A 13,937-nucleotide genomic window follows, 5' to 3' on the forward strand; every position below is an offset into this window, starting at 1 on the left:
CCGATGTCCAGAGGCTCTGCCTCGGCTGCGAAAAAAGGAGGCAGAGCCTCTGGATCTGCGTTACCAGGCAGAGCCTGGTAACGAGTAAACAGAGCCTGGTAACGAGTAAATCTTTAACTGGTTCCCAGGCAGAGCCTGGGAACCGATGTCCAGAGGCTCTGCCTCGGTTGCGAAAAAAGGAGGCAGAGCCTCTGGATCTGCGTTACCAGGCAGAGCCTGGTAACGAGTAAACAGAGCCTGGTAACGAGTAAATCTTAGCCCCCCCGAACTCGCGGGGGGGTTGGGGGGGTAATATCTAGCGCTACTTTATAAAATTGGTATCAGATGCTCGCTTCCGGATCTGCCCTGCTTTCGCTCGAACTGGTAACGAGTAGTCCCACAAATCTTTGAGGATTGTTATAGCTTCCAAGCAATCAGGTTTCTCAGTCTAAAATTTATCATGGTAAAAATAAACCCGCCCCGCTGCAAGTCTGTGGGGGCGGGTTTATCAAGTTTAGAACACGGGCAAAAACCGATTTTTTTGGGTAAATACTTTGTGGCGATGTGTATGGTGGAACAACCTGGTTTGTTTAATTCTGCGGAGGCGGCTGATATCTCCGATCGGGGATTGAAATTTAAACCAGGAACTGATTTAATTGCTGCACAGAAGCAGCGATCGTATCGTTAATAGTTCGGCGGAATGCACGATGGACGAACAGCGTCGCAAAACTGATGTTAATATGCTCCAAGTGCTGCTGGAAAATCCTGTGGACTCAGGAATAGATTTGATTTTGAAGACAGATTCAAAGTCGATCGACTTTGGGTTCGTGCAAACGCTTTACTTGGAAGTGCCGGCACCGACGCCAGAAAGTTTGCTCAAAGCTGCAAAATTTTTCCAAAAGGCGATCGCACCCTTAGAATCTGCAAAGGGAAATCCTCAAACCGGGGTAGCATATCTGGTTTTTTTAGCAGAAGTATTGCAAGCAGTGGCGCGCAGCGGCGATTCGCACCACCTGTACTCGCTGCTGAGAAATAATTTAGACAAACTCGACCATAATTTCGCAGAATTGCTGCGCTGCTGGGCAACTTTGATACTTCCTGCTGCCGCTTCATCCGAGACGACGCGGATTGCAGCCCTGATCGGCAATCTGAGCAACAAAATTGGGCGGTTTCCCCTCGGTAGCAAGGCTAATAATTTGGAAATCGAAATTGCCGGTTACGAAACTGTTGCTAAGGTGTTTACCCGCAAAGACTTTCCCCAAGAGTGGGCGGTGATGCAAAACAATTTGGGCAACGCTTACAGCGATCGCCCTAAGGGCGATAAGGGTCAAAATATCGAAATGGCGATCGCTTGCTTTGCAAATGCCCTGGAAGTGCGGACTCCCGAAGAGTACCCCTTTCAGTGGGCGACGCTGCAAAACAATCTGGGAAATGCTTACAGCGATCGCCTCAGAGGAGATCCGGCAGACAATCTAGAACAGGCGATCGACTGCTATCAAAACGCGCTGCGAGTTCGCAGCCGCGAGGCTTTCGGCCATGAGTGGGCTAGCACTCAAAATAATCTCGGCCGCGCTTACAGCCGCCGGCTGCGGGGCGACAAAGCCCAAAATCTGGAACAGGCAGTCGCTTGCTACCACAATGCTTTGCAAGTTTACAACCGCAAGGTGTTTCCGCGGCGCTGGGCAACGACTCAAAATAATCTGGCAAATGCTTACTGCGATTTCCAGGAGGGCAACCGAGCCGAAAATCTCGAATACGCGGTAACTTGCTATCAGAGAGCTTTGCAAGTGCGGACTAGGGAAGCTTTTCCGCTGCAGTGGGCGACGACTCAAAGGAATTTGGGGCGGGTGTTTATCGATCGGGCTAAAGGCGATCCGGTGGAAAATCTGGAAATGGCGATCGCTTGTTTTGACAATGCTTTACAAGTCTACACCCGGATCAAATTTCCCGATGCGTGGGCTTCGATCCAAACTTACCTCGGCAGAATCTACAGCGTGCGGGTGAAAGGGGATCGAGCCGAAAATATCGAAATTGCGATCGCCTGCTATCAAAATGCTTTGCTCTTTTGCAACCGCCAAAAATCTCCCGATCGCTGGGCAATGCTGTGCACCTACCTCGGCCGCGCTTTCAGCGAACATCTCAGAGGGGAAAAAAACCGCAACCTCAAAAGCGCGATCGCCTGCTATCAAAATGCCAGCCAAGTCTACACCAAACAGGCAGAACCCAACCGCTGGGCAATGCTGCAAATTTATATCGGGCGGGCTTTTGCGAAACTGGCAGAGGCGGACAACTCGTCCCACCTCGATCGGGCGATCGGCTGCTATCTGGGTGCCTCAAAAGTCTACACTCGCGAAACCTACCCCTACCGCTGGGTTCAAATTGTATTTTATTTGGGTCAAGCTTACCGAGTTCGAGGCGAGTTGCTTCGCGCTTGCGGCGTTTTTACTGCTGCTATCGATACTGTGGAATTCTTGCGCCCTGAAGCTGGGGTTGGTGCGGCAGATTTGGGCGATGCAAAAGTCAAATTAGCCAGCACCTGCACTCTTCTCTATAAATCTATGGTAGAAGTTTGCCTGGAACTAGGCACTACCCAGCCGGAATATTGCGCTAAGGCTCTGGAATACGCCGAACGCCACAAAAATCGGAATTTGGTAGAACTGCTGCTGAAATGCGACCTGACCCCCAAGGGCGACATTCCAGCAGCGGTGCTTGGCTCGTTGCAGTCGCTGCAACTGGAAATAGCCCGGACGCAGCGGCAGCAAGAACAGCGGCAGCCCGCATCCAGCAATGGCTTGATTTGTGAAAGCGACAGCCGAGATTTGAGCAGCGGTTCTCTGCTGCCGAGCTCGGACTCGATCGACTTAAATCAATTGTGGCGGCAGTTTGATGGGTTGATTGCTCGATCGGTGCAGGCAAACGACCCTTTCTTCAGCTTAGCTCGCAAAGTTGAACCGATCGCTTTCGAGCAAATTCGCCAATTGTTGCCTGATGCCAATTGTGCTGCTGTGGTGTGGGCGAGTTTCGAGAATTTGCTGGTGGCTTTTGTGGTAGTTGCTGACGTGCAATATCCCGCCGTTCACCTGTGTTCGCCGGAAAATGCTTTGGCTGTCGAAAGTTGGGCCAGGGAGTACCTCAGCGCTTATTCTGAGCAAAAAGGTCGCTGGATCAATCATCTGCCGGCTCGGCTCAAACGCTTGTCCGCGCTGCTGGAAATCGATCGGCTGGTGGCGCTGATTCCCCAGAATTGCGATCGGCTGATTTTTGTGCCGCACCGATTTTTGCACGCTTTGCCCCTCCACGCTTTGCCTCTGGGAGTGAGAGAAGGGTTTGACGAGGGCGGGACAAGTTTTAAATCTGGGTGGAGTTCGAGCAGCGGTTTTGATGGGGAGGCGCACAGCGGTTCGGATTGTTCTCAAGGTTCGGCTTTTAGTGAAGTTTCAGCGGCTGCGGGTTATTTGATCGATCGATTTGCAGGAGGAATTCGCTATGCTCCTAGCTGCGAGCTATTGCGGTTGAAACAAATCGCGCGCAGCACAGCTATAGGCCGGTACAGACCGCGTTTGCAGCACCTTTTGGCAGTTCCTACTTTCACGAAAGATTCGCACTACAGCAACATTGAAATCGGCACTGTTTCCGAATACTTTTCCAGTACAGAAGTTTTGCGCCAGAAGCCGGCAATCGAACAAGCTTTTTCCCCGAAAACAGGGAAGTTTCAGCAGAAAAAATGCGCTCACATTGCTTGTTTGAGTTTGCTGAATTTGGGCGAATCGTTGAAATCCGCTGTGTTTTTGAGGAATGACTCTGTGAGTTTGGCAGAAATTTTTAATTGGGATTTTCGGCAATACTTTTTAGTTACTTTATCGGCTTGCAAAATTGCGGGCGATTCCCTCGGCGGCGCAGAAGATTTTGTCGGTTTGTCGGCGGGTTTGTTGTATGCTGGTACGTCTAGTGTAGTCAGCAGTCTGTGGAGGGCGAACGATATTTCGACGCTGCTGCTGACGAGAAAATTTTATGAAAATATCGGGCGGTTTCCTCGGTTGCAGGCGGGGGATGTGGCGATGGCGCTGATTGAGGCTCAAAGCTGGCTGCGGGATTTGACTGGCGAGGAATTGGAGGTGTTGCTGGCGGATTTTCAACCTCAAATTTCGCAAACGTTCGATCGGCTTTCTCAAAGTTCTCGCCTGATTGCAGAGGCATCTTTGCAGCAAATTCGCAACCGCAAACCCTATCCTTTTGCTAATCCTTATTATTGGGCAGCTTTTACTGCGGCTGGGGTTTAGTCATTGGCGATCGGGCCGATTGTTCTATGTTGGGGAATAGTTCGTTTTGACATACTCTTTTAGTACCGGTGCAAGGGTAAAAAATGTACGTGAAGCGTAGCTATCCCGTAGGGAATCGCCCTTTTGGATTTTTTCAACTAATGAACGCCTTCCCAAGGATTGCATAACTTTCAAAAATTGCGATCGGGATAATTGCATATTCTCTGGCACTTTTGAGATGGAAACTGGCGCGGTTTCACTCGCTAGCCATGACATTACCTGTTTTTCTGACTCGGATAAGCGATTAAATGGCTGATGCAGTAAAGATTCTAAATCCCCTAAAAATAGTGGATCGTCAGACAAAAATTCCGATAGGCTGCCGTCAAACAAATCTTGAATCATTGTAGCAACTATTTTTAACCACAAGGGATTGCCTCTGTATTGTTCAATTATTTCTGACCATTTTGCATCTTCAGTTAAACCTTTTTCTCTGAGAATTTCCCCCGCTTCTGCACCTAAGCCATTGAGTTGTAACGATCGCACTGGTTGGTTTTTGCCTTCTAATACGGCAATTTCTCTAGGTGTTTCCCAACTGAGCAACACTAAGCAACTGTTATGAGATAATTCTGCTACTTGTCGAAATAGCGTGCCGTAATCTTCGTATCCAGGTTTGTAATCACCAGCGAGTTGTCCGCTGCTATTTACCATTTGTACGTCATCGAGTATCAGCAGACAGCGGTATTTTTGCAAGTATTCCAGTAGGGGCAATCCCCCCGTGGTTGCCCCTTCTTCTGGGGAGTGGGCGGGCACGGGGGCTGCATTTGGGGCGGGCACGGGAGCACCGCCCCTACGGAAACATTGAATTATATTTGTTTGAAGTATTGACAGGGGTGGAGATGTGGCGAGACTTCGCCAGATGACGAAATCAAATTCATCTTTGATTTGTTGGACAAGTTGGGCGGCGAGTGCGGTTTTGCCAATGCCGACTATGCCTAGTATGGCGAGTAGGCGGGTGTTTTCGTGGAGAATCCACTGTTTGAGGGTGGTGAGAGAGGTGGTGCGATCGTAGAAAATGCCAGACTTAGGCATTTCAGCTAACAATTGACGCAATTTTGGTTGATTGTTGCCTTTGGTTAGAGGTTCTTCATCAATTGGTGAGTTGGGGACTTTTGGGGAATGTGAATTATTTTCACAGACGTTGACGTTACCAATGTGTACACAATCTTTATTATTGAAGTTCCAGAAATTTGAGAATTTTACTTGCTCCAATCTGACTCTAAAATTTCCTTTATTGACTTCTTCGCCTAATACTTCTGATAGTAGCTTCCATAATTCAGAGGCAATATCTTTAATGTGACCTTCACTACAGTGAGATTCATCTGCTATTTTTGAGTATTTCTGACCTTGCAAAGTTCCCCGCAGTATCACCTCTTGCAGATTGTCTAAGTGTTTTCCCGTATTGACAAAAACTAGGTCGTCTGCAATTTTTAATATTTCTTGAACGTCCATAGGTCGGTGGTGTAGGAGTTTTACCTATTATGTCCTACTTTATCCGACCTTTTCTGGCCTTACCTACTTTATCCGGCTTTATCCGACTTAATAAGCTAAAAGAAAATTAAAATTCCCTACTTGTTCCGACTTTTACCGACTGTACAAAACGGAAGAATTACGTTTAAATAATATTTAAATTAGGCATTCATTAAGTTTATTTCAACATAAATAACATGAAAGTAAGGCTATTAATTTTGGGACTTTGCCTACCAGTAACGATTGGTATGGTGTTGTTGTGTAACGTCAAGCCATCGAAAGCTGGCTGGAATCGAATTGGTGGCAAGGGTGCGGGTCAATATATAACAGCTAATAATAATCAAGAACGTCAAAATAGCGGGTTATTCTTGATGGGAATAGGAATAGTAGGAGGTATTATAAGCGCTGCTCTTAAAAAACCATAAGCAACACCTATAGGGTTGTCAATAGGTAGTAATAGCTAAGGCGGTAAATCCTGTCTACTTAAACCTTCGCTATTAGTTCTAATTATTTTTCATTTACAGTCAAGGTTTGGAGAAGTTTCTCCTTAGAAAATAGAAGTAAAAAGCTAACATGGTAAAAAAAACAACCACCCCTAAAATCAAAGTAATTTCGGGAGTAATTACTATTGTTTTTCTCGTTATTAACATCAGAGGATATGTTAGGGCGCAGCTAAACCTTCCTCCTATAAACTTCAATTCTCAGGAGCAGTTGCGTCCCCCATCAGGGTACAACCCGTTCGATCATCCTTTGGAAAAAGATATGATTTACCAGCGACAGCTTGAGTCAAATCGGCAGCAATGGGCAAACAATATAAATTCTCAAATGTATGCTTACGAGCAAAACGACAATTTAATAGAAAAGTTAGATCTCCTATTTATATTTCTAGCTATCGCTAGTAGTGGTGGCTGGATCTTCTATTGTTCTAAAGTTAAAGGTAAAAACGCTACAAATCATAGCAATCAAGAATAACCATCACTTTTAATACTTAATTGAACGTTTATATGTCCTTAAAAGCTGGCTTATTCTCGATATTAGCCTACCTTGTTCGACTGGTATATAGATTATTTCAACAAAAATAATCTTTCTTCAGATGATTGCTATAGCTTTAGTTTAGTTAAACTTCTAACATTTATGAATACTTACCCAGTGATTTTGTATCCACTTTCTATTGAGAAAGCTTTGGCAAGCTTACCTCCAGTACCAGAACCACCTAAAGTTTTCCCTCCGCCAATACTTCAACTACTACCTAAGCCAGAAGAACCAGAAGTTTTTATTGAATCACCTCCTGTCAGGATAAAATTAATTCCATTATTTCTTTCTGAACTAGGAGTATCTATAATCAGTGCCTTAGTTGGTAGTGCTAGTAATAGCATGGGAGCCGGATGGACTTTTTTTATAATGTTAACATTAGGAGTGTTTGGGTTTGGTTATACCCAGGTTAAAAGCTATCCTATCAGACTTAGCCAATATCGGGAAGAACTAGCAGCTTACCAGGAAAAACGCAATAGTTATCCTAAAATTATTAAAGACTGGGAACAATCCATACATCAAGAGACAATTAAACATAATGAGTTGCTTGCTGAAGGGGAACGTCAAAAGCAAAACTTAGAAAGAATCTACCAAGAGGAAGTTGAAAACTTACGAACTCCCCAAAAAGTCAGTGATTGGAGGATGGAATCTTGCAAAAAAGAATTTTCATCACTTAACCCCCAAGATTTTGACATAGAACCAGCAGAAGACAGAAGAGGATTCACAGAATACCCTGACAATTGTCGATTTCCTAACCTGCTCAGAAACTATTTTGGTGATGATAAAATATTTATCTTAAAAAGGGTATTGTATTACACACCAGATTTTGTCTATGTTGAGCCTGAAAACAACTGGTTTTCAATAGATATTGAAATAGATGAACCATACACCCCACGCCAATATCCTAACAATTCTCCGTTGAAACCCACTCATTGTATAGGTCAAGACGATAACCGTAACTACTTTTTTCAACAGCATGACTGGTATGTAATTCGTTTTAGCGAAAGACAGGTATTTCTTTATCCTGAAAGTTGCTGCAAAGTGATAGCTCAACTGATTTATACATTTACAGGTAACGAATCAGTTTTAAGGCAGTTTGATAAAATTCCCGACTTACAGCCAGAACCATTGTGGACAGAAGATAATTCCATCAACAAAGCCGAAAGGCAAGAGAGATTAAATTATAGGTAAGTCATGCCACCTGGCCGTTCCCGCCTCACAATGAGAGAATTACTGGAAAACGAAATGCTGAAAAGAGCTAAAAGGGATTGAAGTGCGATCGCTCTTTGGTATAATGAAAGAATCCCGATCGCAGACAAGCCAATGGAATCTATTGAATGCAGTAACTGTGACAAATCGCCAAATTTGGGATGAACTTGCTCAACTATTAGCACCGATCGCCCTAAATCACCTCATCGAGAAACATCTAGAATCCTGCAATTACAAAATACGCGGTTATTGGGATGACAATAAGTTTTATGAAGAAATAGCTTTCATTCATCCCATCTGTGCTGAGTTGATCGGGCGATCGATCGGCACAAATATCATCAACAACCATCCCACTTCCCACTGGATTAAACTTAAATTTTTACTCAAAGCCGATTTATCTGCGGTTGAAAACAACCTGGTTAGCGATGATGGCGACGATGAAATTGGCGAACTGACTCTGATTTTAGATCCCAATCTCCAAGTGACTGATGAAAACTGGTTGATCGATCTCGAATCTCCTTTTGTTGTTGCCAAAATTCACCCAGATTTGCAGCATTCTGCCTAAAGTGCGATCGCGAATGTCGATCGCACTCCCACTTAAACCTTAACTGCTTCCTGCGATTGAATTTCCATCACCTGCAAAGCTCTAAATGCAGCCTCAACTACCCCATTCCACTCAGAAGATTTAATATACTCCTCATCAGAAACTCCTGTCCCCAAAACCTCAAACACTAAATCTATAGCCTGACAAACTGCTGACATCAAACGAGCTTCTTTTTCATCTTCAATAATTACTCCGATCGCCGCATCAGGGTTTTCTGCCAACACAGTATCGTCGTAAAGAAAATGAACCGCCTCATCAAAACTGTCGGACTCAATTCCGGGCGGATAATCGCTCTCTAGCCAAGCTTTATGTTGATATTCTCTATCTGCCAAACTGCGGAGAGTTTCTAATAACTCCTCTCTCATTTTCGGATACTTTACCATACAACTTTCTCCTTTACTAAGGTGCGTACCAGGTTTGCCATTGCAACCATTCATCTAAAGGGATGTGAGCTTCTGTGGGATGATTTTTGATGCTACCTGCGATCGGCTGGCCATTTTTACCGATAACTTGACCGTCTTTTCTAAGAATAACGTGGTCTACCTGCTGAGAAGGAAAACTGCTATCTGCATCCCCTCTGTCAATCCTCACGCCATTTCCCTGATTTGCGGGATCTCGCCACCGCCAACCCGGTTTCTTTTTGTTTGGCTGTGCATCGCCCCAGGATTCGGGTATTTTCGAGCTAGCTGCTTCTGGAAATGTCCAATCTTGACTTGAAATCACCTCGCACCTGGTTTATGCTTAATCTTGTTTCTCTATAGTAATTTTAACATAAAGGATATATCGCCCTCCAATCATTTACAACAAATATGAAAATCAACGATAAACTCAAGAACATACTGAGTCAATTACGATCGCACTTCCAGCAACTCTACGACAGTCTCCTCACCAAAATGGTACTCTACGGTTCCCAAGGGCGAGGCGACCCACATCCCGTATCAAATATTGATGTTTTGGCAGTTCTCAAAACACCAGCTCGATCGGGTGAATAAATTGATAAAACTTTCCCAATTGTAGCAGATTTATCCCTGCAAAATGACGTAGTGATTAGCTGCCAGTTGATCAATGAAAAACGGTTTACTAATTATCAATGCCCGCCACTCAAAAATATCCCTTCAGAGGGAATTTTAAGATGACGCCCGCTCAATAATTGCGAAATGCTGGAGATTGGGGCGAACTTGATGCCGTTACGATCGCCCGATCGGCAGAATCGATCGCCCAAGCACAAGAATTTCTCGAATTCGTTCAAAATTAGCTCGGCCCCCTACCCCCCGCCCTCAATAAATCAGAGAGCTGCAATTCAGCCACACTGCACTTTAGCCAATTACTAACCTTTGGTAGAGGCCGATCGGATGGCTTTGGCATAAAATTAGCTGTGATCTATTGGCTAACACTCTTGTGAATACAACAACAAAAATTACCGATGTTTGGAGTAAAATCCAGGCAATGGCAAACGACTTCCTGATTTTATTACCAAATCTTGTACTGGCACTGATTGTTTTTGCAATTTTCTTTTTTATTGGCAGAACCCTGAAACGAGCGGTCAGAAGACTCACCACCGCTCACCGCCAAGCTCGCAATTTAGGATTGGTGCTGGGGCGATTAGCACAAGGAGTAACCGTTCTTACAGGATTGTTTATTGCTTTGTCGATCGTCATTCCGTCCATCAAAGCAAGCGATCTCGTTCAGCTATTGGGGATTAGCGGTGTGGCGATCGGGTTTGCGTTTCGCGATATCCTGCAAAATTTTCTGGCGGGTATTTTGATCCTGTTAACTGAACCCTTCCAAATTGATGACCAAATTGTCTTCAAAAACTTTGAGGGAACTGTAGAAAATATTCAAACGCGGGCGACAATAATCAAAACCTATGATGGTAGGCGCATAGTAATTCCCAACTCAGAACTATTCACCAACTCAGTCATCGTGAACACAGCGTTTGAAAATCGCCGCTTGCAGTATGACATCGGGATTGGCTACGGAGATGATATTGATACCGCCAGACAATTAATTTTAGAGGCAATTGATGAAGTTGATGGAGTGCTAAAAAATCCGGCTCCCGATGCGATCGTCGTAGAATTGGCCGGTAGCAGTGTTAACATTCGCGCTCGCTGGTGGGTGCAGCCTCCTCGCCGTGCCGAACTCTTAGATTTTCAAGACCGCGTATTAACTAACATTAAAAACAAGCTAGTAGCACATGGGATCGATCTGCCCTTCCCAACTCAGCAGATTTTGTTCCACGATCAGACAGAAGACACAGACGGCGATCGCGCCCGTCAACGGGAAGGCTGGCCCGCCGGACAAGCTGAAGTTCCCAAATCGCGCAGTATCAGCCGCGCCCTCAGACAACTGGCCGCAACAGAGTTTCAACGCACTAAATCTGAGGATGGCAAAGTAATGTCCAACAATAAATATACTGAGGGGAACGATCGGTGAAAAATACGAAGTTCAGCAACTTTTGGGACTCCTTAAATTCGAGTTTCTGGTTTGTACCAACCGTCATGGTTTTTTTGGCGACCGCACTTTCGTTCGTCACCATCTGGATTGACCAAAATCAAAAAACTAAGCTGATTGGAGAATTGGGCTGGGCCTATACTCTAGGCCCGAGCGGTTCGCGCGCGATTCTTTCGGCGATCGCCAGTTCAATGATGAGCGTTGCTACCACAGCTTTTTCAATTACGATCGTTGCCCTTCAACTTGCATCTTCGCAGTTTGGCCCTCGCTTGCTGCGTAACTTCATGCAAGATAGGGGCAACCAAATTGTGCTGGGAACGTTCATTTCCACATTTGTATATAGCTTGATGGTGCTGCGAACGATCAACGGGTTAGAAGAACACGAGTTTGTCCCCCACCTGGCGGTAACTTTCGGCATTGCTTTGGCGATCGCCAGCATTGGCGTATTGATTTATTTCATTCATCATTCTGCCTCATCAATTCAGGTCGATCACGTAATTAAATTAGTTGGTAGGGAACTTGATGGTGCGATCGATCGGCTGTTTCCTGAAAGTATTGGAACCAGTAAAGCTAAAAACAAGCAGCAAGACAATCCATCGGATATTTCCGCTGAGATTCCAGCTAATTTTGACCGAGATGCCCGTCCAGTTTCAGCAATCAATGGCGGTTACATTCAAGCGATTAATAATCACGAACTAATGCAAATTGCCAGCGAGCACAACCTGCTGTTACAAATTCAACAGCGTCCGGGTCGCTTTATTGTCGAAGGAATTGAACTCGCACAAGTCTTTCCTGGAAAACAGGTAAACGATGAACTTGAATCCAAGATTAACGGTGCCTTTCTGATTGGATCGCAGCGCACGGAGCAGCAGGATGTAGAGTTTTCGATCGACCAACTCGTTGAGATTGCAGTACGCGCTCTTTCCCCAGGAATCAACGATCCGTTTACGGCTATCCGCTGTATCGACCAACTGAGTGCGGCCCTTTGTCGTTTAACCCAAAGAGAAATTCCCTCTCCCTACCGCTACGACGACAGCAACCAGTTGCGGATGATTGCAGAACCGATCTCCTTTGCAGATGTGATCGATGCAGCATTTAACCAAATTCGACAGAATGGAAAATCGAATGTAGCTGTCACCATGCGCTTGCTAGAGGCGATCGCGGTTGTGGCCCGTTTCACCGATCGAACCACACACCGAAAAGCACTCAGGCGACACGCAGATTTGACTGAACGCGCTAGCCAGCAGGCAAGTTTCGATGAATTAGATTGCAAAGACATTCAAGAGCGATATTTAGCAGCATTAAAAGCTATAGAGCAGGATTGAGGACTACCGGAAGTTTCAATATTTCGACTGCTGAATTAGTTAAGTTGTTGTGTATAGGATTTCGAGTTCTCATATTAGGTAATGTCGGGCATAGGGCATAGGCCAAACCGGGCATAGGGCTATCCTCACAACGCGATCGAACCGCTATAGAACCCATTTGATATCTATTCTGCGTAAATCTCAGAAACCGGGTTGATCTCTATATTTCTCGTCACCCAACCAAAAACTCCAAGAATACCCGGTTTCTCGCCCCTTGCGTAAATCTCAGAAACCAGTTGATCTCTAAAAGTTGCAATTGCGAACACTTTCATCTCCTTTAACTTTCTCTACCGCCGCCCTAAAACAGAATACCGAAATCCCCGACTTCTTCAAGAAGTCGGGGATATAAAACAAGAAAACAGCCCCTACAGATTAATGACTGCCAGCTCCAGCCGCCCGTTTGAAAGCCTCATCCAGCACTTCCGAAAGCGTCGGGTGCGTGTGAACTCGGAACGCTAAAGTGTTGACAGAATCCCGTTGGGCGATCGCATTTGCCGCCTCCTGAATCAAATCCGAAGCGTGCAAACCAAAAATGTGAACTCCCAACAACTCCCCAGTATCTTTCCGGTAAATCAACTTAGCCATACCGTCGGTTTCACCCTCCGCAATAGCCTTAGAATTTCCCTTAAAATAACTCTTGACAGAAGCGACCTCAAACCCTTCGGTTTTTCCTAACTCTTTTGCCGCAGGTTCATTCATACCCACATAGCTAATTTCCGGGTGAGTGAAAGCCGCCGCCGGAATGCTCAAATAGTCAACTTCCCTGGCGCGCCCGCAAATATTTTCGACAGCCGCAATTCCCTGGGCCGATGCAGCGTGCGCTAACATCATTTTGCCATTAACATCGCCGATCGCCCACAAATTCGCGATCGGTTCTCCCGCCGCCAAAACCTGCATCTTATCGTTAACTGGGATATAACCGCGCATCGTTTCCACACCAACAGTTTCTAATCCCAAATTCTTGCTCACCGGAACTCGGCCAGTCGCTACCAAACAAGCGTCAACTTCCAAAACTTCAACAACTTCCTTCGTTTTGAAATCAGCTAATTCAATGATTACCGGGGAACCGGGAATAATTTTTTTAGCCAACAAACCCACTTTTGTTTCAATATCGCGGGGTGCAATTAACACTCGTTCTGCTAATTTAGCAATATCAGGATCAAAAGTCGGCATCAATTGATCTAGAGCTTCAATCATCGTAATTTCGCAGCCCAAGGCTGTGTAAATATCCGAAAACTCTAAACCGATGTAACCGCTGCCAATAATTGCGATCCACTTCGGTAGTGATTCCAATCTGACAGCATCGTCGCTGGTAAATACAGTTTTGCCGTCAATTTCTATCCCTGGAGGGACGAAGGGAATCGAACCGGGAGCGAGAATAATATCCTTGGCGGTAATAGTTTTCTCGCCTTTATCTGTTTCGACAGTAATTTTTTGAGCGGCGGCAATTTTGCCCCAACCTTGGATGATATCGACGTTCAAACGTTTGAGGCTGTTGGTTAAGTCGCCGCG

13 protein-coding genes are annotated in these 13,937 nt (G+C 45.4%); 9 read left to right on the forward strand and 4 right to left on the reverse strand.

Features of this window, described 5'->3' with window-relative positions:
• The first annotated feature begins 439 nt into the window (after positions 1-439).
• Positions 440-667, forward strand: a complete 228-nt coding sequence (locus tag WBA89_RS19985; protein ID WP_424408930.1) for a hypothetical protein — start codon at positions 440-442, stop codon at positions 665-667.
• Positions 636-4,259 carry a CHAT domain-containing protein gene (locus WBA89_RS19990; protein WP_424408931.1) on the forward strand — a complete coding sequence of 1,208 codons (3,624 nt, stop codon included), beginning with the start codon at positions 636-638 and terminating at the stop codon, positions 4,257-4,259. The genes WBA89_RS19985 and WBA89_RS19990 overlap by 32 nt, the downstream gene beginning before the upstream one ends.
• Positions 4,260-4,283: 24 nt before the next feature.
• Here the strand turns inward: WBA89_RS19990 and WBA89_RS19995 are convergent, their stop codons facing one another.
• Positions 4,284-5,747: an NB-ARC domain-containing protein gene (locus WBA89_RS19995; protein ID WP_424408932.1), complete on the reverse strand. Its 1,464-nt coding sequence runs from the start codon at positions 5,745-5,747 to the stop codon at positions 4,284-4,286.
• 215 nt (positions 5,748-5,962) lie between these two features.
• Between WBA89_RS19995 and WBA89_RS20000 the strand changes: the two genes are divergently transcribed.
• From WBA89_RS20000 to WBA89_RS20015, 4 genes are all read left to right on the forward strand, one after another.
• Positions 5,963-6,190 carry a hypothetical protein gene (locus WBA89_RS20000; RefSeq protein WP_333204793.1) on the forward strand — a complete coding sequence of 76 codons (228 nt, stop codon included), beginning with the start codon at positions 5,963-5,965 and terminating at the stop codon, positions 6,188-6,190.
• Positions 6,191-6,338: 148 nt separating this feature from the next.
• Positions 6,339-6,737, forward strand: coding sequence for a hypothetical protein (locus tag WBA89_RS20005; RefSeq protein ID WP_424408933.1), 399 nt, complete (start codon positions 6,339-6,341; stop codon positions 6,735-6,737).
• Between the two features lie 162 nt (positions 6,738-6,899).
• Entirely contained in the window at positions 6,900-7,988 is a 1,089-nt protein-coding gene (locus WBA89_RS20010) for a hypothetical protein (protein ID WP_424408934.1), read from the forward strand.
• 142 nt (positions 7,989-8,130) lie between these two features.
• Entirely contained in the window at positions 8,131-8,571 is a 441-nt protein-coding gene (locus tag WBA89_RS20015) for a hypothetical protein (RefSeq protein ID WP_424408935.1), read from the forward strand.
• 32 nt (positions 8,572-8,603) lie between these two features.
• On the opposite strand, the gene WBA89_RS20020 is transcribed toward WBA89_RS20015, so the two are convergent.
• Positions 8,604-8,993 (reverse strand): SCO4402 family protein, encoded by a 390-nt coding sequence (locus WBA89_RS20020; RefSeq protein ID WP_424408936.1) that lies wholly within the window; start codon positions 8,991-8,993, stop codon positions 8,604-8,606.
• Between the two features lie 16 nt (positions 8,994-9,009).
• Positions 9,010-9,333: a hypothetical protein gene (locus tag WBA89_RS20025; RefSeq protein WP_424408937.1), complete on the reverse strand. Its 324-nt coding sequence runs from the start codon at positions 9,331-9,333 to the stop codon at positions 9,010-9,012.
• Positions 9,334-9,419: 86 nt separating this feature from the next.
• Between WBA89_RS20025 and WBA89_RS20030 the strand changes: the two genes are divergently transcribed.
• The 3 genes from WBA89_RS20030 (at position 9,420) to WBA89_RS20040 (ending at position 12,386) form a co-directional block, all read left to right on the forward strand.
• Positions 9,420-9,602 carry a nucleotidyltransferase domain-containing protein gene (locus WBA89_RS20030; protein WP_424408938.1) on the forward strand — a complete coding sequence of 61 codons (183 nt, stop codon included), beginning with the start codon at positions 9,420-9,422 and terminating at the stop codon, positions 9,600-9,602.
• A gap of 406 nt (positions 9,603-10,008) precedes the next feature.
• The gene (locus WBA89_RS20035) at positions 10,009-11,043 is read left to right on the forward strand and encodes a mechanosensitive ion channel family protein (RefSeq protein ID WP_424408939.1); all 1,035 of its coding nucleotides are present in this window, start codon (positions 10,009-10,011) and stop codon (positions 11,041-11,043) included.
• Complete coding sequence (locus WBA89_RS20040) at positions 11,040-12,386, forward strand: DUF2254 domain-containing protein (protein ID WP_424408940.1); 1,347 nt, start codon at positions 11,040-11,042, stop codon at positions 12,384-12,386. The genes WBA89_RS20035 and WBA89_RS20040 overlap by 4 nt, the downstream gene beginning before the upstream one ends.
• A 411-nt stretch (positions 12,387-12,797) precedes the next feature.
• On the opposite strand, the gene WBA89_RS20045 is transcribed toward WBA89_RS20040, so the two are convergent.
• A partial coding sequence (locus WBA89_RS20045; RefSeq protein WP_424408941.1) for a dihydrolipoyl dehydrogenase occupies positions 12,798-13,937 on the reverse strand: 1,140 nt, incomplete at its 5' end.

Source organism: Microcoleus sp. (assembly GCF_049646505.1).
Lineage (GTDB): Bacteria > Cyanobacteriota > Cyanobacteriia > Cyanobacteriales > Microcoleaceae > Microcoleus.

Coding starts and splice junctions, on each gene's coding strand:
- WBA89_RS19985 (WP_424408930.1), top strand. CDS start 440: ATGGTAAAAATAAACCCGCCCCGCTGCAAGTCTGTGGGGGCGGGTTTA.
- WBA89_RS19995 (WP_424408932.1), bottom strand. CDS start 5,747: ATGGACGTTCAAGAAATATTAAAAATTGCAGACGACCTAGTTTTTGTC.
- WBA89_RS20000 (WP_333204793.1), top strand. CDS start 5,963: ATGAAAGTAAGGCTATTAATTTTGGGACTTTGCCTACCAGTAACGATT.
- WBA89_RS20005 (WP_424408933.1), top strand. CDS start 6,339: ATGGTAAAAAAAACAACCACCCCTAAAATCAAAGTAATTTCGGGAGTA.
- WBA89_RS20010 (WP_424408934.1), top strand. CDS start 6,900: ATGAATACTTACCCAGTGATTTTGTATCCACTTTCTATTGAGAAAGCT.
- WBA89_RS20020 (WP_424408936.1), bottom strand. CDS start 8,993: ATGGTAAAGTATCCGAAAATGAGAGAGGAGTTATTAGAAACTCTCCGC.
- WBA89_RS20030 (WP_424408938.1), top strand. CDS start 9,420: ATGAAAATCAACGATAAACTCAAGAACATACTGAGTCAATTACGATCG.